We start from the raw sequence: 21,684 nt of genomic DNA, 5'->3' as shown, positions 1-21,684 counted from the left end.
AGGGCGATAAAAAAGCCCACCAGTGCGGTGGGCTAGTAATTTATAAGATAAAGCGGCTAAGATCCTCGTCTTCCACCAATTCACTAAGGCGGTCATGCACGTAGTCACCATCAATCACCATTTGACTACCCGGACGCTCTGTCGCTTCATAAGAGATCTCATCCATCAAACGCTCCATCACGGTATGCAAACGTCGTGCACCAATATTTTCTGTGCTTTCATTGACTTGCCACGCGGCTTCGGCAATTTGTTTAATGCCATCTTCAGTAAAGCTGATATCGACCTGTTCGGTCTTCATCAACGCGATATATTGCTCAGTTAAAGACGCTTTCGGTTCGGTAAGAATACGTTTGAAATCATGACTCGATAACGCTTCTAACTCAACACGAATCGGTAAACGACCTTGCAGCTCTGGAATTAAATCCGAAGGTTTAGCCACTTGGAAGGCACCCGAAGCGATAAACAAAATATGATCGGTTCTTACCATACCGTGCTTAGTTGAAACGGTACTTCCTTCAATCAGTGGTAATAAATCACGCTGTACCCCTTCACGAGACACATCCGGACCAGAGCTTTCACCACGCTTACAAATTTTATCAATTTCATCGATAAACACGATGCCGTTATTTTCAACGTTGTAGATGGCTTGCTCTTTCAACTCTTCTTGATTAACCAGTTTAGCGGCCTCTTCTTCAACCAAGGCTTTTAAAGCTTCTTTGATTTTCAGTTTACGCTTTTTCTTGGTATCACCTGCGAGATTTTGAAACAACCCTTGCAGCTGATTGGTCATCTCTTCCATACCTGGAGGAGCCATAATCTCAACGCCCATTTGCGGTACGGCAACGTTAATTTCAATCTCTTTATCGTCTAACTGGCCTTCACGAAGTTTTTTACGAAACACTTGGCGAGTGGTCGATGACTGCTCGGTTTTTTCTGACTCTCCCCACGCATCGCGCGCAGGAGGCAAAAGGGCGTCAAGTACCCTTTCTTCGGCCAATTCTTCAGCACGAAACTTAACCTTTTCCATCGCCTGTTGATGGGTTAATTTAACCGCCACATCGGTCAAATCACGGATAATACTTTCGACTTCTTTACCAACATAACCCACTTCGGTAAATTTCGTCGCTTCTACTTTGATAAACGGTGCATTGGCTAGCTTAGCTAAGCGGCGAGCAATTTCTGTTTTACCCACCCCTGTTGGGCCGATCATCAGAATGTTTTTCGGTGTCACTTCGACCCGTAAACTTTCTTCAAGTTGCATACGGCGCCAGCGGTTACGTAATGCAATCGCTACAGCACGTTTGGCTTTCTCTTGACCGATAATATGGCGGTTTAGTTCGTGAACAATTTCACGAGGCGTCATTTCAGACATCATCAATTCCTTACATTCAGTACAGAGTTCACACCAGATTATGCGTTCTTTTCAGGCAATAATGCGGCTGGTATTTCTAGTTCTTCAATGGTGTGATGGTGGTTGGTAAATACACAAATATTGCCAGCAATATTTAACGCTTTTTCAGCAATTTCACGCGCGTCTAATTGAGTGTTTTCCAACAACGCGAGTGCTGCGGCTTGAGCATAATTACCACCAGAACCAATCGCAATCAGATCGTGTTCTGGCTGCACCACATCGCCATTACCAGTAATGATCAACGATGTGGTTTCATCAGCAACCGCTAAAATCGCTTCCAAACGACGCAAAGCACGATCACTACGCCAATCTTTAGCAAGCTCAACCGCTGCTTTGGTCAAATGACCTTGGTGCATTTGCAACTTACTTTCAAAACGCTCGAATAGCGTGAAGGCATCTGCGGTACCACCAGCGAATCCGGCCAGAACTTTATTGTTGTATAAACGACGAACCTTGCGCGCATTACCCTTCATTACGGTATTGCCAAGCGAGACTTGGCCGTCTCCGGCAATCACAACTTTATTATCACGACGTACAGATACAATGGTAGTCACGTGAGGACCTCTTTATTATTTCACTAGGGTGTTTAAGGTATATGAGGATGCGGAAAAACGATTTCAAGGTAAGGAGAAACGGAATGCAGAAAAAAGGCCAACGCGGCCGTTTTCTCTCCTCTTACGAAGAAGAGCGAGAGAAAGTGACTCGTTAGCCATCTTGAAAGGTTGAATCGCCTAAATTCTGTTTATTGTGATTCTTTCCATATCGCACAAGGCTCAATTTTAGCGCGTTGTAAACGGTGGCGATCTCGCTCAGCATCTCGTTTTAATGGATATGGTCCTAACACCACTCGAAACCAACTGCTATTTTCAGTTTTGCGGATGTTGCTCTTCAGCCCTTGAAAAGCAATCTCGACCTTACGCGCTTCCGCTTGTTGCAAGGTTTTAAATGCCCCACACTGCATGATGTACGGGATCTCCGACAGTTGCTGCTCTTTAGCGGTGACTTCAATTTCACGCTGAGGCAGACTCTGCACATAGTCCCACTTTTCCGTCGGTGGTGGCGGGATCACTCGCGCAGGTGGCGTCGCAGGTTTAACCGGAGAAACGGTTTTGACTGGTGGTGCGGGCGGCTCAGGTTTCTGGTTGAGCCAATACAATCCATAAGCAAAGCCACTGAGGAGGATTAACGCGATCAATCCACTGCGCCAAGGTTTTCGGCGCGTTGTTGTTTTTGCGGTCGGCTTCTTTGGACTACGACCCCTTCTTACATAATCTTTATTAGCCACGATTCAATTCAAACGCTGACAATTGTAGCTCCATGGTAAAGGAGTTTGCCGTCGGATAACAGCGTCAATATGTAAGCAACGCTGGTTATCTTCTGCAAACCCGCTCAGTCAGGGCAATATTTACCTTGGCGGCGCGGCGCTGGATCTCACTACCAGATGAGTTTCTAACAACCGTGATCCGGCCTGAACATCTCGACCTCGCAGTAATTCAAGCATCATCAACATCGTTTGTCGGCCAATTTCATAGCGTGGCTGGCAAATCGTCGTTAACGGTGGATCGCAATACTGAGAAAACTGAATATCATCAAACCCCACAACGGATAAATCTTGCGGAACTCGTAAACCTAAGCGTTTCGCCTCTTGCATTGCCCCAATCGCCATCGCGTCATTATGACAAAAAATCGCACTTGGTGGCTCAGATAGTGCTAATAACTGCCGTACCGCTTTAGCACCGGATTCAAAAGAGAAGTCACCAACAACGGTATAGGTTGGGTTTTTCATCAATCCAGCTCTACGCAGTGCTTGCTGGTAACCTTGCTGACGAAATTCACACAACACAGCACCTACTGGCCCGCTGATTTGAGCAATTTTTTTATGTCCCATCTGAGTGAGGTAGTTCACCGCCTCAAATGCTGAGGTAAGGTTATCAATATGTACCGTCGGCAGTTCTAACTCTGGGGCATATTCACAGGCCATCACCATCGGTGGCAGATTTTTCTGTTCCGCTTTACTGACATCAAACGGCAGATCAGCACCAAGCAATAACATACCGTCGGCTTGCTTGGTGAAGACTAAGTTCACAAACGAGCTTTCACGCTTCTTTTGTTGACCACTGTCACCCAGCAGCACCAAATACCCATGCTCCATCGCCACATCTTCGATACCACGAATGATCTCGGTGTAATAAGGGTCACAAATATCGGGCACGATCACCACAATGGTTTTTGATTCATTACGGCGCAGATTTCGCGCTAAAGAGTTGGGGGAGTAGCCAGCTTCAAGTACCGCTTCTTCCACTCGTTTACGAGTGGTGGTGGATACTTTCTCAGGATTCATCAACGCACGAGATACCGTCGCGGTAGAGACACCTGCCAACTGGGCAACGTCCTTCATTGTCGCCATAAATTCTTAACCCTCTCTATTTTCTCTCAATACCTAAGCCGAATAAACGTTGTCGGTAAAACGACTCCCTTCGTCGTAAAGTCATAACATGGTCGACGAAAACGATTCACTGAACGTATAGTGCCCCTAGTTTATTTCTTTCCATAGAGAAAGTTACGGCTTAAGTAACATTTTTTGCATTACAAATATGACATCGATCACAGCAAGTGATTTTAGTTGCGCAAATAAAACTCACTGCTATTTAGAACCCCTAAAAAACAGCGCTCAGTCAGCCCTACTTTCAATAAGCATCAAGCGAGTGAGGGGAGAGATTTAACTCAAATCTTGCGGCTCAATATCCAAAGACCAACGCACTTTATTGGCTAAAGGCAACAACTGAATAGCCGTTTTTGAACTGGTTAATATCGCCTGCATCGTGCTACGTGAAGGGGTTTGTAGTAACAGTTGCCAACGGTGCTTACCCGCTCGCTTAGCCAGTGGTGCAGGCGTTGGCCCAAGTACCACGCAGGCTTGATCAAACAACGGATGAACTTGTAAGGTTTGCCGAACTTGCCTTAAGAAGGTTTCTACCACCGATGACTGATTCGCTTCAGCGCGAAACAGCGTTAAATAGGTGTAGGGCGGAAGTTGAGCGACGTGCCGCTCAGCCAGAGCGGTTCGAGCAAAATGATCGTATCCCTTATGCAGTAGCGCTTGTAATAAGCTGTGCTCAGGATGATGAGTTTGCAAAACCACTTCCCCTGGCTTACTTGCCCTTCCCGCGCGGCCAGCAACTTGAATGAATAACTGTGCCAAGCGCTCTGGGGCACGAAAATCACTGCTGTACAAAGAACCATCCACATCCAACAGCGCGACTAAGGTTACATTGGGAAAATGGTGCCCTTTGGCCAACATTTGCGTACCAATCAAAATTTGATACTGATTATTGTGGATGGCGGTCAACGCAGCTTCTAAACTGCCTTTACGCCTAGTGCTGTCTCGATCAATACGAATGGTGCGATAATCAGAAAATAACTGAGCAAGCTGCTGCTCAAGTTGCTCAGTCCCAACGCCAACGGTCACTAATTGATGTGAGCCACAACTTTGACAGTGCTGAATCACCGGACGTTGCGAGCCACAATGATGACAACGGACCTCGTTACTGTGTTGATGATAGGTGTAATAAGCATCACAGCGCTGACAATCGGCAATCCAACCACATTCATGGCACATCAAGGCGGGAGAAAAACCACGTCGATTAAGAAACAACAAGACTTGATTGCCTTGCTGTAAATGACGACGCATTTCGGCTATCAACGGCGCAGAGAGTCCGCTCTCTAAATACTCACCTTTAATATCCAGCACTCGATTTTTCGTGGGCACGGCGTGCCCCGCTCGCTCAGTCAGTTGCAGATGATAATATTTTCCACTCAACGCATTATGCAGCGTTTCTAAAGCCGGAGTTGCCGAGCCGAGGACAATCGCCACTTGCTCAAGATTGGCTCGCATGACCGCAACATCGCGCGCGTGATAACGCAAGCTATCTTGCTGCTTATAAGATGTATCATGTTCTTCATCAACAATAATAATCCCGAGATCAGCAAAAGGGGTCAATAAGGCCGAACGAGTACCAATAATAATCCCCGCCGCTTTATCCCGTGCTGCTAACCAAGCATTAAGACGCTCCGTGTCATTTAATCCCGAGTGAATCACGACCACGGGCACGGTAAAACGTTGACGAAAACGTTGAATCGTTTGTGGCGTCAAGCCAATTTCTGGCACTAACACCAAGGCTTGTTTGCCTTGTTCCAAAACAGGCTTGATCAAATTTAAGTACACTTCGGTCTTACCTGACCCCGTGACGCCTTGCAACAAGTAGCACCCAAAGCCCGGCTGACTGTTCACCGTCGCAATCGCAATCGCCTGCTCTGGGTTTAATTTCGGTTTATCAACCCGAGCTTCAACATCAGAAGGCCAAGGTACGATCTGCGGAGCTTGCTCAAGCACTTCTATCCATTGCTTATCAAGCAGAGTATTTAGCGTGCTACTTGATACCGCTTCATCCAACATGGTCTGATGAGAAACGGGCCCCGCTTGCAATAACTGCATAACCTTGGCCTGCTTGATGGCACGACCAAAGCCTTGGAGTAGTTGATTGCGCCCTTGCTCAGTCAGTCGCCACTCCTTAGTCACCGCAAATTGCGCCGCTTTGCCTTTACGCAACGCACTTGGCATCGCGTTAGCTAGGGTTTCTCCCAGAGGGTAATGGTAATATTGACTGCACCACTGCAATAACCCATAGAGTGTTTCTGGCCATAACGGCTGTGTATCTAATACCGCATGCAGCGATTTCAATTGATGCAAAGGAAAATCGGATTCAGACACGAGAGCAATGACAATCCCCACTAAGGTTTGGCGACCAAACGGAACCGAAACCCGTCCGCCAACCACAGGACACACACCGTCAGCAATCAAATAATCGAAGGATTTATCAAGAGGAACCGGTAAAGCAACACGAGCAATAGTGGGGCGCATAACCATCCGTTAGCAATAAAAAGGAGCAGAAAACACAGTCTACTGGATGACAACCAGAAATTCGACCAACAAAAGTGGTGAAAATAGCGCCGAAAGCAGTTGATCCCATGGCGTGGATTCATTAATATATCGCGCCTTAAAGATGCTTGGCAAATCGGTTTAGCATCTGCATATTATCATTAACATTACGTGTGGTGTCCGGCATTGATCCGGATAGCGACGCGGCCTACATTTGAGGTTATCCCATGAAAGCTGGTATCCACCCAGAATACAAAGAAGTCAGCGCAACTTGCTCTTGCGGCAATGCTTTCACATTTAAGTCAACGCTTGCTAAAGAAAGCATCTACCTTGACGTATGTGACAAATGCCACCCATTCTACACTGGTAAGCAACGTATCGTTGACACTGGTGGCCGCGTTGATCGCTTCAACAAGCGTTTCGGTGCTCTATCCAGCAAGAAGTAATCCTTACTTCACGCGAAGATTATTAAAAGAGAACGCTCCGGCGTTCTTTTTTTATGTGTTCATGTTATTGCTCTCTGCTTTGTCTTATTTGACGCTCATCTGGTCTTATCAGTCTTCATCTTACCGATTTGATGGTTTGTGATCGCAATCCCACCTAGGCAGCTCAATCGACATCCTTTAGAATCATAGTTTCGTTGATAACATTATAAGAGAAGCTCCCCCTATGTCTGATGATCATCGCCAAGACCTCTCGCCACAAGAAGCATTTCGCCAACGCGCTCTTGATTACCATGCACTACCGACTCCAGGTAAAATTGGCATTGCCTTAACCAAGCCGGCCGATTCAGCCAGTGACCTTGCGCTTGCCTATAGCCCAGGCGTGGCAGAACCGGTACGTGAAATCGCCCAACAACCTGATAACGTGTACAAGTACACCGCCAAAGGCAATACGGTTGCCGTCATTTCGAATGGCACCGCAATTCTTGGTTTAGGTAATCTTGGTCCGATGGCATCAAAGCCGGTAATGGAAGGTAAAGCGCTACTCTTTAAACGCTTTGCTGGTCTTGATTCGATCGACATCGAAGTCAAACATCGCACTATCGATGAGTTTGTCGATACCGTTGCCAACATCGCCGACACCTTTGGCGGGATCAATTTAGAAGATATTAAAGCGCCAGATTGCTTTGAAATTGAACGCCGCCTCATCGAGCGCTGTGATATCCCTGTCTTCCATGATGATCAACACGGCACCGCGATTGTAACGGCCGCAGGAATGCTCAACGCGATTGAGCTGCAAGGCAAACAACTCAATGAATGTATTATTGTTTGTCTGGGTGCGGGCGCCGCAGCGGTCGCTTGTATGGAACTGTTGATTAAATGCGGGGCGATGCGTGAAAAAATTTACATGCTGGATCGCCAAGGCGTCATTCATACCCGCCGTGACGATTTAAACGAATACAAGCAATTGTTTGCCAACAATACCGATAAGCGCACTTTGGAAGATGTGATTGCCGGTGCCGATTTATTCCTTGGGGTTTCTGGCCCGAATTTATTACCACCAGAAGCCCTGGCATTAATGGCCGATAAACCCGTTGTTTTTGCTTGCTCCAACCCCGATCCGGAAATTAAACCTGAATTGGCTCATCAGGTGAGAAACGATTTAATCCTCGGTACTGGGCGCAGCGATTACCCTAACCAAGTGAATAATGTGCTGTGTTTCCCATTTATTTTCCGTGGTGCATTGGACGTTCGCGCCAGCGAAATTAATGATGCAATGAAACTTGCCGCTGTCGATGCAATTCGTCAATTAGCCAAAGAGCCGATCCCAAGTGAAGTACTCAAAGCGGCTGGGGTTGAAAAGCTTAGCTATGGTACTGATTATATTATTCCAAAACCAATGGACCCACGCTTACTACCACGAGTCGCCAAAGCGGTCGCTCAAGCCGCCGTCGAGTCAGGTGTTGCCCGTATCGACATGCCAGAAAATTATATGGCAGAAAATAGTCGTTAATGATGACCTTATAGCGACCCTTGATCTAAAAAAACCTAGCGTAGCTAGGTTTTTTTATGGGCATTATTCAGTCATCGTACGCTTCAAACTCAATACCCATTGCGGTCATCAAGGCTTTAGCTTCACTTGGAATATCATCCGGCCTGTCTTTACGTAAATCCTCATCGGTCGGTAAAGGTTGACCGGTATACGCATGCAGAAAAGCTTCACACAATAATTCACTGTTGGTAGCGTGACGTAAATTGTTGATTTGTCGGCGAGTTCTTTCATCAGTAAGCACTTTGAGTACCTTCAACGGAATGGATACCGTGATTTTTTTTACCTGCTCACTCTTTTTACCATGCTCCGCGTAGGGGCTAATATAATCGCCATTCCAGTCTGCCATTGCGCACCTTCGTTGTGTGAATTTGAGTCTACTAATCAAAGTCCCTAATTTTAGCGGGATTTACTGCCATAAGCAAAGACATATAGACATCTAGATGTGTTGACGTCTTCTTTTTTGATCAGTAAAGTGTGACTCTATTGACGATGAGATCCCCTCTGCCGTTAGCCCATTTATTGTAGATTCAGAAAGGAAGCCACTATGACCACTCGCCAACCCGCCACCATTGCGGTTCGCACAGGAATAGAATCGGACAGCCAATATCATGCGGTGGTACCACCGATCTATCTATCGACTAACTTTGGCTTTCCTGCCTTCGGTGAAGTGCCTACCTATGATTATACCCGCTCTGGTAACCCAAACCGTAGCTTACTAGAGCAAACCCTAGCGGATCTCGAAGGGGGGCAAGCGGCGATTGTCACCAACTGTGGAACCTCGGCTATCAATCTGTGGATTTCGACCTTTTTGTCTCCTCAAGAGTGGATTGTCGCTCCTCATGACTGTTATGGCGGTACCTATCGACTGCTCAACTCACGAGCGAAAAAAGGTGATTTCAAAGTCTTGTTTATTGATCAATCGGATCCGACTGCGGTGAGTAAGGCGTTAACGCTCAAGCCCAAACTGCTGCTGATCGAAACCCCTTCTAACCCTTTAGTACGAGTGGTCGATATTCAGCAGCTCTGCCAACAAGCCAAAGCAGCCAATACGTTAGTCGCCGTAGACAATACGTTTTTAACTCCTATTTATCAGCAACCTATCTCCTTAGGGGCGGATTTTGTCATTCACTCCACCACCAAGTACCTCAATGGGCATTCTGATGTGATTGGTGGCGTCATCATCAGCCGCATAGCCGAGCATGGCGAACTATTAGCGTGGTGGGGAAATTGCCTTGGTTCAACCGGCACACCGTTTGATAGTTATATGACCTTGCGTGGCTTACGAACCTTATCAGCCCGGATGCGCGTTCACGAAGAGAGCGCACAACAAGTACTCGCTTACCTACAAACTCAACCTCTGGTTGGGCAAATTTATCACCCTAGCTTGGTCAGCCATCCCGGCCATGAGATTGCGAAACAGCAACAAAGTGGCTTTGGTGCCATGCTCAGTTTTGAATTTGCAGGCACCTTTGAACAACTCAAACACTTTGTCGGTGCATTAGGTCTGTTTTCGCTAGCGGAATCGTTAGGTGGCGTCGAAAGCTTAATTTGCCATCCCGCCTCAATGACTCATCGAGCTATGGGGGAGATTGCCCTTGCCGAAGCTGGTGTCGGCCAACAACTGCTGCGCCTCTCTGTCGGATTGGAAGCGGCTTGCGATCTGATTGCTGACCTTGAACAAGCCTTTCATCAAGCACAGGAAAAAAATTAATGAAGCAGCAGTTACATAAATTTGGCGGTAGTAGCCTAGCCGATGGTGATTGCTACCGAAATGTGGTGGATATTTTACAGCAGTATTCGCAGCAGCACGATCTGGTGGTGGTCTCTGCCGCTGGCAAAACCACCAATCAATTGATTGATTTTGTCAGTCACCTTGAAAAAGATAGTCTAACGGCACATCAACAACTGCAAGCTATCCGTCAGTATCAAACTCAACTGATTGAGGAATTACTGAACGGCGATATCGCCGACCATCTTATGAGTCAGCTCAATCAGGAGTGCTCTCAACTGGCCGCACTCACCCCGCCACTGAACTATGCCCAACAATCCGCGGTGCTGGCGCATGGTGAGGTATGGTCAGCGCGCTTATTGGCAGCACTACTCAATCAGCAACAATTACCCGCGATTGCACAAGACGCACGTGCTTTCTTACGTGCCGAAACTGGGCCACAACCTGAGGTTGATCGCACTCGTTCCGCGCCTTTACTCAAAGAGATTCTTGCTCAGCACCCGCAGCAGCGCGTCATCATTACTGGCTTCATTGCACAAAATAGCGCAATGGAAACCGTTCTGCTTGGGCGTAATGGCTCCGATTATTCTGCAACCATGATTGGCGCTTTAGCGGACGTTGAACGAGTCACCATTTGGAGTGATGTCGCGGGTGTATATAGTGCGGATCCAAGAGTGGTGGATGACGCTTGTTTATTGCCACTGCTGCGCTTAGATGAAGCCAATGAACTGGCTCGATTGGCTGCTCCCGTGCTGCATAGCCGCACTTTACAGCCGGTCGTACACAGCACCATGGAACTGCATTTACGCTCCAGTCACCAGCCAGAATCGGGATCGACACGCATTGAGCGTATTCTCGCCTCTGGGCGAGGAGCAAAAATCATCACCTCTTTGGAGGATGTGCTGCTGATTGAATTGACGTTAGCCGCCGGACAAGATTTCCAACGCCTACAGCACACGGTATTAGCACACCTCAAACGGGCCCAACTGGAGCCATTGGCCTTTGAAGTGCAAGCCGATCAGCATCAACTTCGTCTTGCCTATACCCGAGAGATGGCCAGTGATGTATTCAGTTATCTACAGGACTCGGCACTCGCCACAGAGAGTAAACTCAAAGAAGGTTATTCACTATTAGCCGCAGTAGGTGCAGGTGTAACACGTAACGCGCAGCACAATCACGGTTTTTACCAGCAACTGAAAACCTGCCCAGTTGAGTTTATCTGCACAGCGGAATCCGAGCTCAGCTTAGTGGCAGTGTTAAGACAAAATACGTTAACCGAAAGGGTGATTGGCTTACATAAGCAGCTGTTTCAAGCCCAAAAACGCGTGGCCTTAGCGCTCTGTGGTAAAGGTAACATTGGTAGCAGTTGGTTAAAGCTGTTTGCAGAGCAGCAAACCGAATTAGAAAAACGCTACGGCATGCAATTTTCATTAGTCGCGATTATCGATAGCCAAACCTTTTGGTTTGATGAGGCTGGCATCAATCCAAGCCAAGTTGCGGCTCGATATCAAGATGAAGCACAACCCAATGATGGTCGCTGGCTGCAACAGCTCGGTGAACTGCGTAACTATGATGAGGCCATTGTCTTAGACGTAACGGCCAGCGAACATTTAGCGCAGCAATATTTAGCGATGGCGCAGCATGGTTTGCATTTGATCAGTGCCAATAAAGTCGCCGGATCGGCAGAGGGTGAGTACTATCATCAAGTCAAACACGCTTTCAGTAAAATTGGCCGTCATTGGTTATACAATGCTACGGTTGGAGCGGGCCTACCCATTAATCATACTGTGCGTGATCTGCGTGAAAGTGGCGATGATATCACCGCTTTATCAGGAATTTTCTCGGGTACACTGTCGTGGCTATTTCAACAATACGACGGCTCGACGCCATTTAGCGAACTGGTTGAGTTAGCTTGGCAACAAGGACTGACGGAACCGGATCCACGCCATGATCTCGATGGTTCCGATGTGATGCGTAAACTGGTTATTCTGGCAAGGGAATCTGGTCTGAACATTGAACCTCAACACGTCAAGGTCGAGTCTTTGGTGCCAGAGGCACTGCGTCACTTATCTTTGGATGATTTTCTTGATCAAAGCCATCTGCTCAATCAAAGTCTTGCTGAGCGCTTAGCTCGCGCCCAAAAAGAACATAAGGTGATCCGTTATGTCGCTCGCTTAGAGAAAAATGGCCAAGCCTCGGTTGGCGTAGAGGCCGTAGAACTCGACCACCCACTGGCTAACTTGCGCCCTTGCGATAATATTTTTGCCATTGAAAGCAAATGGTACCGAGATAACCCTCTGGTCATTCGCGGTCCAGGTGCTGGACGTGAAGTTACCGCTGGCGCCATTCAATCGGATCTGAACCGACTCGCCAGCCTGTTATGAGCGAGCATTAACACACCTTACCTCTGCTTGCCTGCTCCTCATTCAACACGTCTCTCCTTTCCAACAGGGAGAGACGCTTCGGCCTCGCTCAATTTCTCTTCAGTTAAATCTGTGAATTTTACTCAGCATCAACATGAAAAACCTTCATACTAGTAATGTTGACATTAAAATCGATTCATTACATTCTGCAGACATATGGACGTCTATACGTAAAGAATGTTGTGTTTGCGTTGTGGTCGTTAGCACAGGGAGAGAAAAATGGGATACACGCACGCCAGTCATATCGACGCTTTAAATCAAAGCATCGCTGAAGTTTCAGATATCAATGTCTCGTTTGAGTTTTTTCCACCGAGTACACCGCAAATGGAAGAAACCTTGTGGAGCTCGGTGCATCGCTTAAAAGAACTCAAACCCAAATTCGTTTCCGTGACCTACGGAGCAAACTCTGGTGAGCGTGATAGAACCCATTCGATCATTAAAGCCATCAAAGATCAAACCGGATTGATCGCGGCACCGCATCTGACCTGTATTGATGCCAGCCGCGAAGAATTAATCACTATCGCCGATGACTACTGGCACAACGGCATTGAAAGTATTGTCGCCCTACGTGGTGATATTCCACCGGGTGGTGGCAAGCCGGAGATGTACGCCGCTGACTTAGTTGCTCTACTCAAATCTCGCCACGATTTTGATATTTCCGTGGCCGCGTTTCCCGAAGTGCATCCAGAAGCGAAAAGTGCCCAAGCCGATCTGCTCAATTTAAAACGTAAAGTCGAAGCGGGAGCCAACCGAGCCATCACTCAGTTCTTTTTTGATATTGAGAGCTATCTACGCTTTCGAGATCGCTGCGTTGCCGCCGGAATCGATGCCGAAATCATTCCCGGTATTTTACCCGTTTCAAACTTTAAACAAGCCGCACGCTTTGCCGCGCAAAACCACGTTAAAGTGCCGCAGTGGATGGCCAAGCAGTTTGCAGGATTAGATGATGATCCGGTCACTCGACAATTAGTTGGGGCGAGTCAGGCTATTGATATGATTAGAGTCCTGAGCCGCGAGGGGGTAAAAGATTTTCACTTCTACACCTTGAACCGCGCCGAAATGACCTACGCGCTTTGTCATACCCTTGGTGTACGCCCGATTGCAGTGGCTTAACCAACGTATATAACAATAACGCCGAACAAAGTTCGGCGTTATTAGCAATCAGCGTAGGTAGAGATTACTCAACCTCTTCCATCTTACCTAGCAGGCTACGGATACGTGTTTGCCATGCTGCATGCTCTTGTTCCATTTCTTGGGCTTTTTGCTCAAGCTCTGCACGGCTGGCTTTTAATTCATCCGCTTCTTGCATGAGCTGTTGTTTCTCTTCTTTCAGCTCTTCCACTTCCATTTGCAGTAAGGCGATGGTATCAACCGCAGTTTGAATTTTTGCTTCGAGTTGTTCTAGTACTTCAAAAGACATGTGACTTACCCTTGTTTATTCCGTGATATGAATTCAATTCACTCTATTTAACCATTCTACTCAGCCATGCGCAGAGAAACACTTACTATATTCGATCTTGTTCGCTATTCGGTCAAAAAAACAACGCAATTGACGCTATCTTTACTTCTCTCGCTTAAAGCGCCCTTAAAAGACAAAGTGTTGATCCACTACAAGGCTTGCAACGCTAAATAGCAAACGTTTACTTATGAATGTGCTAGAATTCGCGCAACTTTTTTATCCTCTTTAATTTGTGGTTGGAGTAAGCATGAAACGCGATTTAGCAATGGCTTTTTCTCGGGTAACCGAAGGTGCTGCACTGGCAGGTTACCAATGGCTTGGCCGAGGTGATAAAAACGCGGCTGACGGCGCAGCGGTAGAAGTAATGCGGATTTTATTGAATAAGACAGAAATCAATGGCGAAATTGTTATTGGTGAAGGAGAGATCGATCAAGCTCCGATGCTCTATATCGGGGAACAGGTCGGCTTAGGTGGTGACGATGTCGATATCGCTGTCGATCCCATTGAAGGGACACGAATGACCGCGATGGGTCAATCCAATGCATTGGCGGTATTGGCAGCGGGAGAAAAAGGCAGTTTTCTCAAAGCACCGGACATGTACATGGAAAAACTCGTCGTCGGTCCTGGAGCCAAAGGCTGCATCGATTTAAATAAGCCATTAGCCGATAACTTACAGGCCATCGCCACCTCACTGGATAAAGCGTTACACCAACTGACGGTAGTGACTCTGGCGAAGCCGCGTCATGATGCCGTGATACGCGAGATGCAGCAACTGGGTGTACGGGTCTTTGCGGTGCCGGATGGCGATGTGGCCGCATCGATTCTTACTTGCATGCCAGATAGCGAAGTGGATGCTATGTACTGTATTGGGGGTGCTCCTGAAGGGGTGATTTCTGCGGCGGCGATTCGGGCCTTGGATGGCGATATGCAAGGTCGCTTATTAGCGCGCCATCAAGTCAAAGGCGATAGTGAGGATAATCGTATTTGGGGAGCCAAAGAGTTGGCTCGCTGTGCCCAAATGGGCGTACAAGCTAACCAAGTACTGGCACTCCATGATATGGCACGCAGTGATAATGTCATTTTCTCGGCGACGGGGATCACCAAAGGCGATTTATTGGAAGGCATTAGCCGACAAGGTAATATCGCGACGACCGAAACGCTGTTGATCCGTGGCCGCTGCCGAACCATCCGACGGATTAAATCCATCCATTACTTAGAGCGTAAAGATAGCGATGTGTTACCGATGATCCTTTAAGGCATGGTACTCGATTCAACGTTACGAAGAAAAAAGACCGCAATGCGGTCTTTTTTGATTGGTGATTGTTTTCTTCACTCAGGTTGAATAACCCGCGTTCTTAAAATAACTCTTCAGCCACTTTGTACAAATCTTGGCGCACCGGACGCTTCATGGTTTCAATCGCTTCAATGATATCATGATGAACCAGTTCTTCTTTTTGGATACCAACGCAACGACCACCATGTCCTTCTAGCAACATATGCACCGCATAGTTACCCATGCGTGAAGCTAAAATACGGTCAAATGCGGTTGGTCGACCACCACGTTGAATATGCCCCAGTACTGTTGCACGAGTTTCACGACCGGTTGATTTCTCAATTTCTTTTGCCAACTGGTTGGCGTCGGTCATCAGTTCCGTTAACGCAATGATCGCGTGTTTTTTGCCTTTTTTGATCCCGTCTTGGATATTAGAAATCAGTTGCTGCATATCCAGACCCGTTTCCGGCGTAATGATGTACTCACAGCCACCAGCAATCGCTGACATCAGGGTTAAATCACCACAGTGACGGCCCATGATTTCCACAATGGAAATACGCTGATGTGAAGAAGACGTATCACGCAAACGGTCGATCGCATCGATAACGGTATTAATCGCCGATAAATAACCGATGGTGTAATCAGTACCCGCAATATCGTTATCGATCGTGCCTGGTAAACCAATGCAAGGGAAGCCCATTTCGGTGAGCTTTTTCGCGCCCATGTAAGAACCATCACCACCGATCACAACTAAAGCATCAATATTGTGCTGCTTTAAATTCTCAATCGCTTTTAAACGCACTTCTTCATTACGAAACTCAGGGAAACGCGCTGAACCTAAAAAGGTACCGCCTTTGTTGATCACATCAGAGACGCTGTAGCGATCCAGTTGCTTAATGTTCCCTTCATAGAGTCCAAGATAACCATCATAGATACCATAGACACCTAAACCTTCACCTAATGCAGTACGAACAACGCCACGAATCGCTGCGTTCATGCCGGGCGCATCACCACCACTTGTCAAAACACCGATATTTTTAATCATGCTCACCCTCGATTTTTTGAGAATTCAAAACTCATTTTTAGTTGTGCTCATTCAGACAAAACAAGCAACAATATTGTGCGTTATGTTACCTCGCCCTATAAGGAATACTACTGTTATTTGAGCGTTTTTTTGTAACTTTATTACTTATGTAAGAGTATTACAGTTTTATCCTATCGCTTCGTTGATTCATATCAGGATACTGTTTTTTAATTAAACTGACTGAAATATAGTCAAGTTGAGCGCACTTTGCCTTACCACGTCGATAATTTTTGTTTACGTTCCACATTAAACACTACGGAGTAAGGATCTTGGTGAATAATCACATCCGCACCGGGAAATAGGTGGCGTAGTTTTTCTTCAACTTGATCAGAAATGCGATGGGCTTCAATCAGCGGAATATGATCATCTAATTCGAGATGCAATTGAATGAATCTTACCGGCCCCGCCATGCGCGTTCGCAATTGATGAACCCCTAACACACCATTGACCGACAAACAGGCGGCCCGAATCTGTGCCAGCTCGTCATCAGGGAGTTTTCTATCCAGCAGCGTTTGCACCGCCTGATAAGCCATGCCAATCGCACTGTATAAAATGTACAAGCCTATCCCAATAGCAAAAATCGCATCGGCTTGTTTAAAACCCAACCAACTCAAACCCAGAGCCAAAATAATCGCCGCATTCATGTATAAATCGGTTTGGTAATGCAAAGAATCGGCGGCAATTGCTTGGCTGTTGGTTTTTTTGACCACATAACGCTGAAACGAGACTAAAGCAAAGGTCACCAATAAGGCAAACACGCTGACATAAATCCCGTATTCTGGCGATTGAAGTTCGTGAGGACGGAAAAAACGCTCAACGCCATTGAGGAGTAAGAAACAGGCTGAACCGGAGATAAACATCGCTTGCGCTAAGGCCGCTAAAGATTCGGCCTTACCATGACCAAAGGTATGTTCTCGATCGGCAGGTTGCAGGGCATAACGTATGACAATTAAATTGACCACAGAGGCGGCAATGTCGAGTAAAGAATCCACTACTGAGGCAAGTAGGCTGACCGATCCGGTCACCCACCATGCGGCTATTTTAACGATTAATAGACCACTGGCGACAATAGTGGCGGTCCAGGCAGCCAGTGTTACTAAGCGAGCGTACTCTTGTTTCATTACTTTTAACCATAACGTAATAGACCCATGCACAGGATATAGCGTGGTGCTGAGCGATAAAATGGCCTACCCTTGCTTCGTTATTTTGTAACACAAGGAGTGAAATTAACCACCCTACACCAGCATCTCAATTGCATCAAGTCAGTAAAGTAACACCCGCTGTTGACTTTCGTTATCCTCGGCCTTTGTCTTTACTTCCGTGTTTATGCCCACGTGGCTCACCACCCTCTCGATGATGCTTTTCCATACACTCTTGCTGTAAAGTTTGTAGCTGGGTCTTTTGCTCATCGGTTAAAATACTCATCATTTGATGACGTTTTTCGAGCATGTTTATTCGGCGTTCAACCTGTTTATCAACCATCTGTTTAGCCAGCTCGTTAGCCGCGGCGCGATCAAAATCAGCAGAGAGCACTAACGCTCGCTCTTGTTCACGCAAGGTACTCATTTCATCACGCGAGCCACGACCACGCTGATCTTGCATGGCTTGGCGATGCTCTTCGCGCAAGGCTTTTAGCTGGCTCTGCTGCTCTGTGGTTAAGTTCAGTTGACTGACGATACCTCTTTCACCGTGTAAACCACATCGTTGCTGTTGATGCTCCGCGTGCTTACCCTTTCCATAAGCCAGTACACTGGCACTACCGATAGCCAAAGGTAAGGCGACTGCAGCGAGAATCATTGTCTTGGTCATATTCATCATTATTTCCTCTCTCAATAGTTATCGTTGATAAGCTTTAGCCTTCCAAGCTTGTTACGATGGGAGAGCTGCACAAGCAGCGCTTAATCAAACAATACAAGTTGACGAGTAAAGTGGCGTGTAGAGAGCGTAAAGAATCGTAAATAGTCACTAATAGCCCATTATCCAAACCGATTTCGCAGTAAACTATCCTCATTGACTAGGAAAGTAATATCGGTAACGAGGCACCAATGGCACATATTCTTCTGATTGACGATGACACCGAACTCACCAATCTACTTAAAGAAGTCCTCAGTTATGAGGGATTTGATGTCTCTGAAGCCAATGACGGTCAATCGGGGTTGGCGGCGCTTAACGATGAGATTGATCTGATTCTATTGGATGTCATGATGCCTAAACTCAATGGCATGGAAACCTTGAAGAGACTGCGTGAAAACTGGACAACCCCAGTACTGATGCTAACCGCAAAAGGCGAAGAGATTGATCGCGTAATTGGTCTCGAATTAGGGGCCGATGATTACCTTCCCAAACCATTTAGTGATCGTGAATTACTCGCCAGAATTCGAGCCATTTTACGCCGCACACAGCATCAATCCGTACATAAACCGTCGGATGTGATTGAGTGTCAAGACATACAAGTTTACCCAGGCAAACAAGAGGCCTATTGCCAAGGGCAACTCCTCGACCTAACCACTACCGAGTTTGCTCTATTAGGCCATTTTGCCCAAAATCCAGGGGAAACCCTCACTAAAGAGATGCTCAGCCTCGATGTATTAGGTAAACGACTGGCCGCTTTCGATCGAGCCATTGATATGCATGTCTCGAATTTACGCAAAAAATTACCCGAACGGGTCGATGGCAAGCCTCGAATTAAAACCTTACGTGGCCGTGGCTACTTAATGGTGGCGGAAGAGTAATGCGCTTACCTAAATTCAATAGCCTGTATGGCCGTATCTTTGCCATTTTCTGGCTAACCATGCTACTGGTGGTGATTGCGGTGCTATCTTTACCACATCTCGATCCGCGTAAATCACGCGATCTTCCATCTGAAAGCTTGCAAAGAATGCTCGACTATCAGCAACTTTTGGAAAAACGTTTCATCCAACAAAATAACCTTTCGCGGATCATTACCGAACTAGAATCAGGCAGTCACCATAGTTCGCGGCCGCGTTTTTTTGTTACCGATCAAGAGGGCAATATCCTCACCACGAAACGGCATGAAAATTTTCAATTAAAGGCATTAAAAAACTTTACCACCAGTATTGAGTCGGTTGATAAACCGCAACAACGTTTGTATGGTCGTTATATGATTTCTGGCCCAGTCTCAATTCGATTGGCTGATCAGGATCTATTACTATTCATGGGCATGCGTTGGGATCAGCCGCCACCATTTCTACTGAGATTATTTGATAAACCGCTGCATCTACTGTTGTCGGTTATGTTAGTCAGCACTCCTTTGTTGCTATGGCTCGCTTGGGCATTGAGTCAACCCGCTCAGCGGCTCGCGCTCGCCGCTCAACGTGTTGCTCGGGGCGAGTTTATCGTCGACCCTGAACTGGAAAAAGGCACTACAGAATTTCGTCAAGCCGGACGTAGTTTTAATCGCATGGTACAGGCGGTTAACCAGATGATCTCCGGCCAACAGCGCTTATTATCAGACATCTCCCATGAATTACGCTCACCGCTGACTCGTCTAAGAATGGCCAATGCCTTAGCCAGCCGTAAGCAAGGAGAGAGTAAAGAATTAGAAAGAATCGATACCGAAGCCCAACGTTTAGAACGTATGATCGGTGAGCTACTTGAACTGTCTCGCATGCAGACCAATAGTCATTTAAGTCGCGAAATACAGCCATTGTCTAGCTTATGGGAAGCGTTGCTCGATGATGCACAGTTTGAGGCCGAGCAAATGCAAAAACAACTGCTCCTCGACCCGATTCCTGATCAATACATTTCTGGTAATCCACAATTATTGATGAGTGCGTTAGAAAATGTCGTCCGCAATGCAATTAACTATAGTCAGGATCGGATTCAAGTTAGCTTTCGTTGTGTGGCACAACAAATCATCATCACCGTTGAAGATGATGGACCTGGCGTTCCGGACAGCGAGCTGAATGAAATATTTCGACCATTTTACCGAGTATCAACCGCAAGAGACAGAGACAGCGGAGGAACGGGGCTCGGGTTAGCAATCACGGAAAGTGCCATTCGTCAGCATAGTGGTCAGGTTAGCGCGAGCCGAAGTGATCTTGGCGGCTTAAAAGTGCAAATCACCCTACCGATTCAACGGGATCAATGAGCGATGACGGTAAACCCATTCGATAAGATAAACATCTAAGCTTCGGTGCAGTATACTGATGCGCTCTATTGATAAGGAACCGTTCGACCATGTTTGACATCGCCCTCTATGAACCTGAAATCGCCCCTAATACGGGGAATATTATTCGCTTATCCGCTAATTGCGGCGCGAACTTACATTTAATAGAACCTTTAGGGTTTGATTTTGAGGAGAAAAAACTGCGCAGAGCCGGTTTAGATTATCATGACCTCACCCGAGTCACTCGCCATCAAAATTATCAAGCCTTTCTCGACTACTTAACGGCTCGTGGTGAATTCCGACTCTTTGCCTGCACCACAAAAACCACCGGACATCATGTTGATGCACAGTTTCAAGTTGGGGACGTATTACTGTTTGGCCCAGAAACGCGCGGCTTACCCGCCGACCTGATCCATAGCTTACCGATGAATCAACGCATTCGTATTCCAATGATGCCCAATGCTCGCAGTCTAAACTTATCCAATGCGGTAGCCATCATTGCCTTTGAAGCTTGGCGTCAATTAGGTTTTTCGGGAGCTCAATAAGCTACCCACCGAGTATTTAAGGAGAGGCGATCGATATTAACGCGTTTTCCATGCGTAATCTGAGATGATCAATCCGCCTCAACCTTAAGTGATACTAAAGGTGAGGTATGCTCACGATTCCGACAGCCAGAAACTACAAACCGACACTTTTGCAAACAAGCGATACGAAGAGCAGAGTAGAGCAGATAGCTTTAGACATAGACTGGATCGACAATAGACACTGACGTAGGAGAGAGCAATCACGACCAAGCCATGAAAAGATCAATGACAGCCATTAAAAAAATGACAGACAGCAAAAAGGCCGCCTAGGCGACCTTTAAATATTCTGATGAATATCAGTAAATTATAGAGTTACAACTTGAGCAGCTTGTAAACCTTTTTGGCCGTTTTCAACGACGAATGATACTTTTTGACCTTCGATAAGAGTTTTGAAACCCTCAGAAGCGATTGCGTTGAAGTGTACAAACACATCCGCGCCGCCGTTGTCTTGAGATAGGAAACCAAAACCTTTAGTTTCGTTGAACCACTTTACTGTACCAGTTGCTTTGTTAGACATAATTTGTCCCTTATATAGAATTCATTGGATTACTGCGCAAATGCGCAAGGTGCTGAAGCATGAATTATTTAATGTAGCTAATCATGTAAGGGAAATATTAGGATAACAACTTTTACGATGGGATTCTAAGAATTTACTTTT

General features: G+C 46.6%; 20 protein-coding genes. 9 read left to right on the top strand and 11 right to left on the bottom strand.

What is annotated here, in order from left to right; genetic code table 11:
• Nucleotides 1–40 precede the first annotated feature (40 nt).
• From hslU to priA, 5 genes are all read right to left on the bottom strand, one after another.
• A complete protein-coding gene (hslU, locus tag CAG58_RS12380) occupies nucleotides 41–1,372 on the bottom strand; it encodes an HslU--HslV peptidase ATPase subunit (protein WP_004394446.1) in 1,332 nt (443 codons plus the stop codon).
• A 38-nt stretch (nucleotides 1,373–1,410) separates the two neighbouring features.
• Nucleotides 1,411–1,965, bottom strand: a complete 555-nt coding sequence (hslV, locus tag CAG58_RS12375; RefSeq protein WP_004394445.1) for an ATP-dependent protease subunit HslV — start codon at nucleotides 1,963–1,965, stop codon at nucleotides 1,411–1,413.
• 188 nt (nucleotides 1,966–2,153) lie between these two features.
• Nucleotides 2,154–2,696 (bottom strand): SPOR domain-containing protein, encoded by a 543-nt coding sequence (locus CAG58_RS12370; RefSeq protein WP_161425805.1) that lies wholly within the window; start codon nucleotides 2,694–2,696, stop codon nucleotides 2,154–2,156.
• Between the two features lie 120 nt (nucleotides 2,697–2,816).
• Nucleotides 2,817–3,818 (bottom strand): DNA-binding transcriptional regulator CytR, encoded by a 1,002-nt coding sequence (gene cytR / locus CAG58_RS12365; protein ID WP_161425806.1) that lies wholly within the window; start codon nucleotides 3,816–3,818, stop codon nucleotides 2,817–2,819.
• A gap of 312 nt (nucleotides 3,819–4,130) precedes the next feature.
• The gene (gene priA, locus CAG58_RS12360) at nucleotides 4,131–6,332 is read right to left on the bottom strand and encodes a primosomal protein N' (RefSeq protein WP_158144622.1); all 2,202 of its coding nucleotides are present in this window, start codon (nucleotides 6,330–6,332) and stop codon (nucleotides 4,131–4,133) included.
• Nucleotides 6,333–6,577: 245 nt separating this feature from the next.
• Between priA and rpmE the strand changes: the two genes are divergently transcribed.
• Together rpmE and CAG58_RS12350 are read left to right on the top strand one after the other, a co-directional pair.
• Entirely contained in the window at nucleotides 6,578–6,796 is a 219-nt protein-coding gene (gene rpmE / locus CAG58_RS12355; RefSeq protein ID WP_004394441.1) for a 50S ribosomal protein L31, read from the top strand.
• Nucleotides 6,797–7,019: 223 nt separating this feature from the next.
• Entirely contained in the window at nucleotides 7,020–8,306 is a 1,287-nt protein-coding gene (locus CAG58_RS12350) for a malic enzyme-like NAD(P)-binding protein (protein WP_004394440.1), read from the top strand.
• 67 nt (nucleotides 8,307–8,373) lie between these two features.
• Here CAG58_RS12350 and metJ read toward each other — a convergent pair whose 3' ends face one another.
• Complete coding sequence (metJ, locus tag CAG58_RS12345) at nucleotides 8,374–8,691, bottom strand: met regulon transcriptional regulator MetJ (RefSeq protein ID WP_040903918.1); 318 nt, start codon at nucleotides 8,689–8,691, stop codon at nucleotides 8,374–8,376.
• Nucleotides 8,692–8,889: 198 nt separating this feature from the next.
• On the opposite strand from metJ, the gene CAG58_RS12340 reads away from it, so the two are divergent.
• The 3 genes from CAG58_RS12340 (at nucleotide 8,890) to metF (ending at nucleotide 13,610) form a co-directional block, all read left to right on the top strand.
• Nucleotides 8,890–10,056 carry an O-succinylhomoserine (thiol)-lyase gene (locus tag CAG58_RS12340; RefSeq protein WP_161425807.1) on the top strand — a complete coding sequence of 389 codons (1,167 nt, stop codon included), beginning with the start codon at nucleotides 8,890–8,892 and terminating at the stop codon, nucleotides 10,054–10,056.
• Complete coding sequence (locus CAG58_RS12335) at nucleotides 10,056–12,458, top strand: bifunctional aspartate kinase/homoserine dehydrogenase II (RefSeq protein WP_161425808.1); 2,403 nt, start codon at nucleotides 10,056–10,058, stop codon at nucleotides 12,456–12,458. Before CAG58_RS12340 ends, CAG58_RS12335 begins: the two co-directional genes overlap by 1 nt.
• Before the next feature lie 258 nt (nucleotides 12,459–12,716).
• Nucleotides 12,717–13,610 (top strand): methylenetetrahydrofolate reductase, encoded by an 894-nt coding sequence (metF, locus tag CAG58_RS12330; protein WP_154169958.1) that lies wholly within the window; start codon nucleotides 12,717–12,719, stop codon nucleotides 13,608–13,610.
• Between the two features lie 64 nt (nucleotides 13,611–13,674).
• On the opposite strand, the gene zapB is transcribed toward metF, so the two are convergent.
• Nucleotides 13,675–13,917 carry a cell division protein ZapB gene (gene zapB / locus CAG58_RS12325; protein ID WP_154169956.1) on the bottom strand — a complete coding sequence of 81 codons (243 nt, stop codon included), beginning with the start codon at nucleotides 13,915–13,917 and terminating at the stop codon, nucleotides 13,675–13,677.
• Between the two features lie 286 nt (nucleotides 13,918–14,203).
• Here zapB and glpX point away from each other — a divergent pair, with 286 nt between their 5' ends.
• Complete coding sequence (glpX, locus tag CAG58_RS12320; protein ID WP_161425809.1) at nucleotides 14,204–15,211, top strand: class II fructose-bisphosphatase; 1,008 nt, start codon at nucleotides 14,204–14,206, stop codon at nucleotides 15,209–15,211.
• A gap of 100 nt (nucleotides 15,212–15,311) precedes the next feature.
• Here glpX and pfkA read toward each other — a convergent pair whose 3' ends face one another.
• The 3 genes from pfkA to CAG58_RS12305 form a co-directional block, all read right to left on the bottom strand.
• Nucleotides 15,312–16,274: a 6-phosphofructokinase gene (gene pfkA / locus CAG58_RS12315; protein ID WP_004394430.1), complete on the bottom strand. Its 963-nt coding sequence runs from the start codon at nucleotides 16,272–16,274 to the stop codon at nucleotides 15,312–15,314.
• A 251-nt stretch (nucleotides 16,275–16,525) separates the two neighbouring features.
• Complete coding sequence (gene fieF / locus CAG58_RS12310) at nucleotides 16,526–17,434, bottom strand: CDF family cation-efflux transporter FieF (protein WP_154169952.1); 909 nt, start codon at nucleotides 17,432–17,434, stop codon at nucleotides 16,526–16,528.
• A 172-nt stretch (nucleotides 17,435–17,606) separates the two neighbouring features.
• Nucleotides 17,607–18,128, bottom strand: coding sequence for a CpxP family protein (locus CAG58_RS12305; RefSeq protein WP_161425810.1), 522 nt, complete (start codon nucleotides 18,126–18,128; stop codon nucleotides 17,607–17,609).
• 230 nt (nucleotides 18,129–18,358) lie between these two features.
• Between CAG58_RS12305 and CAG58_RS12300 the strand changes: the two genes are divergently transcribed.
• The 3 genes from CAG58_RS12300 (at nucleotide 18,359) to CAG58_RS12290 (ending at nucleotide 20,987) form a co-directional block, all read left to right on the top strand.
• Complete coding sequence (locus tag CAG58_RS12300; RefSeq protein WP_004394427.1) at nucleotides 18,359–19,045, top strand: response regulator; 687 nt, start codon at nucleotides 18,359–18,361, stop codon at nucleotides 19,043–19,045.
• Entirely contained in the window at nucleotides 19,045–20,424 is a 1,380-nt protein-coding gene (cpxA, locus tag CAG58_RS12295; protein ID WP_154169950.1) for an envelope stress sensor histidine kinase CpxA, read from the top strand. Before CAG58_RS12300 ends, cpxA begins: the two co-directional genes overlap by 1 nt.
• An 89-nt stretch (nucleotides 20,425–20,513) precedes the next feature.
• Nucleotides 20,514–20,987, top strand: a complete 474-nt coding sequence (locus CAG58_RS12290; protein WP_040903916.1) for a tRNA (cytidine(34)-2'-O)-methyltransferase — start codon at nucleotides 20,514–20,516, stop codon at nucleotides 20,985–20,987.
• Between the two features lie 343 nt (nucleotides 20,988–21,330).
• On the opposite strand, the gene CAG58_RS12285 is transcribed toward CAG58_RS12290, so the two are convergent.
• A complete protein-coding gene (locus CAG58_RS12285) occupies nucleotides 21,331–21,543 on the bottom strand; it encodes a cold-shock protein (RefSeq protein ID WP_004394424.1) in 213 nt (70 codons plus the stop codon).
• Nucleotides 21,544–21,684 lie beyond the last annotated feature (141 nt).

Origin of the sequence: Vibrio sp. V31_P5A7T61 (assembly GCF_009904895.1) — a bacterium.
GTDB classification, from domain to species: Bacteria; Pseudomonadota; Gammaproteobacteria; order Enterobacterales; family Vibrionaceae; genus Vibrio; species Vibrio metschnikovii.
Note: the sequence above shows the minus strand (reverse complement) of the source record. Positions and strands in the feature narration are given on the sequence as shown.

Excerpts from the sequence above, each read along its gene's own strand:
- CAG58_RS12290 (WP_040903916.1), top strand. The coding sequence starts at position 20,514 with ATGTTTGACATCGCCCTCTATGAACCTGAAATCGCCCCTAATACGGGG.
- metJ (WP_040903918.1), bottom strand. The coding sequence starts at position 8,691 with ATGGCAGACTGGAATGGCGATTATATTAGCCCCTACGCGGAGCATGGT.
- CAG58_RS12300 (WP_004394427.1), top strand. The coding sequence starts at position 18,359 with ATGGCACATATTCTTCTGATTGACGATGACACCGAACTCACCAATCTA.
- metF (WP_154169958.1), top strand. The coding sequence starts at position 12,717 with ATGGGATACACGCACGCCAGTCATATCGACGCTTTAAATCAAAGCATC.
- priA (WP_158144622.1), bottom strand. The coding sequence starts at position 6,332 with ATGCGCCCCACTATTGCTCGTGTTGCTTTACCGGTTCCTCTTGATAAA.
- pfkA (WP_004394430.1), bottom strand. The coding sequence starts at position 16,274 with ATGATTAAAAATATCGGTGTTTTGACAAGTGGTGGTGATGCGCCCGGC.
- fieF (WP_154169952.1), bottom strand. The coding sequence starts at position 17,434 with ATGAAACAAGAGTACGCTCGCTTAGTAACACTGGCTGCCTGGACCGCC.
- CAG58_RS12285 (WP_004394424.1), bottom strand. The coding sequence starts at position 21,543 with ATGTCTAACAAAGCAACTGGTACAGTAAAGTGGTTCAACGAAACTAAA.
- CAG58_RS12305 (WP_161425810.1), bottom strand. The coding sequence starts at position 18,128 with ATGAATATGACCAAGACAATGATTCTCGCTGCAGTCGCCTTACCTTTG.
- cytR (WP_161425806.1), bottom strand. The coding sequence starts at position 3,818 with ATGGCGACAATGAAGGACGTTGCCCAGTTGGCAGGTGTCTCTACCGCG.
- CAG58_RS12350 (WP_004394440.1), top strand. The coding sequence starts at position 7,020 with ATGTCTGATGATCATCGCCAAGACCTCTCGCCACAAGAAGCATTTCGC.
- glpX (WP_161425809.1), top strand. The coding sequence starts at position 14,204 with ATGAAACGCGATTTAGCAATGGCTTTTTCTCGGGTAACCGAAGGTGCT.
- CAG58_RS12335 (WP_161425808.1), top strand. The coding sequence starts at position 10,056 with ATGAAGCAGCAGTTACATAAATTTGGCGGTAGTAGCCTAGCCGATGGT.
- rpmE (WP_004394441.1), top strand. The coding sequence starts at position 6,578 with ATGAAAGCTGGTATCCACCCAGAATACAAAGAAGTCAGCGCAACTTGC.
- zapB (WP_154169956.1), bottom strand. The coding sequence starts at position 13,917 with ATGTCTTTTGAAGTACTAGAACAACTCGAAGCAAAAATTCAAACTGCG.
- CAG58_RS12340 (WP_161425807.1), top strand. The coding sequence starts at position 8,890 with ATGACCACTCGCCAACCCGCCACCATTGCGGTTCGCACAGGAATAGAA.
- hslU (WP_004394446.1), bottom strand. The coding sequence starts at position 1,372 with ATGTCTGAAATGACGCCTCGTGAAATTGTTCACGAACTAAACCGCCAT.
- cpxA (WP_154169950.1), top strand. The coding sequence starts at position 19,045 with ATGCGCTTACCTAAATTCAATAGCCTGTATGGCCGTATCTTTGCCATT.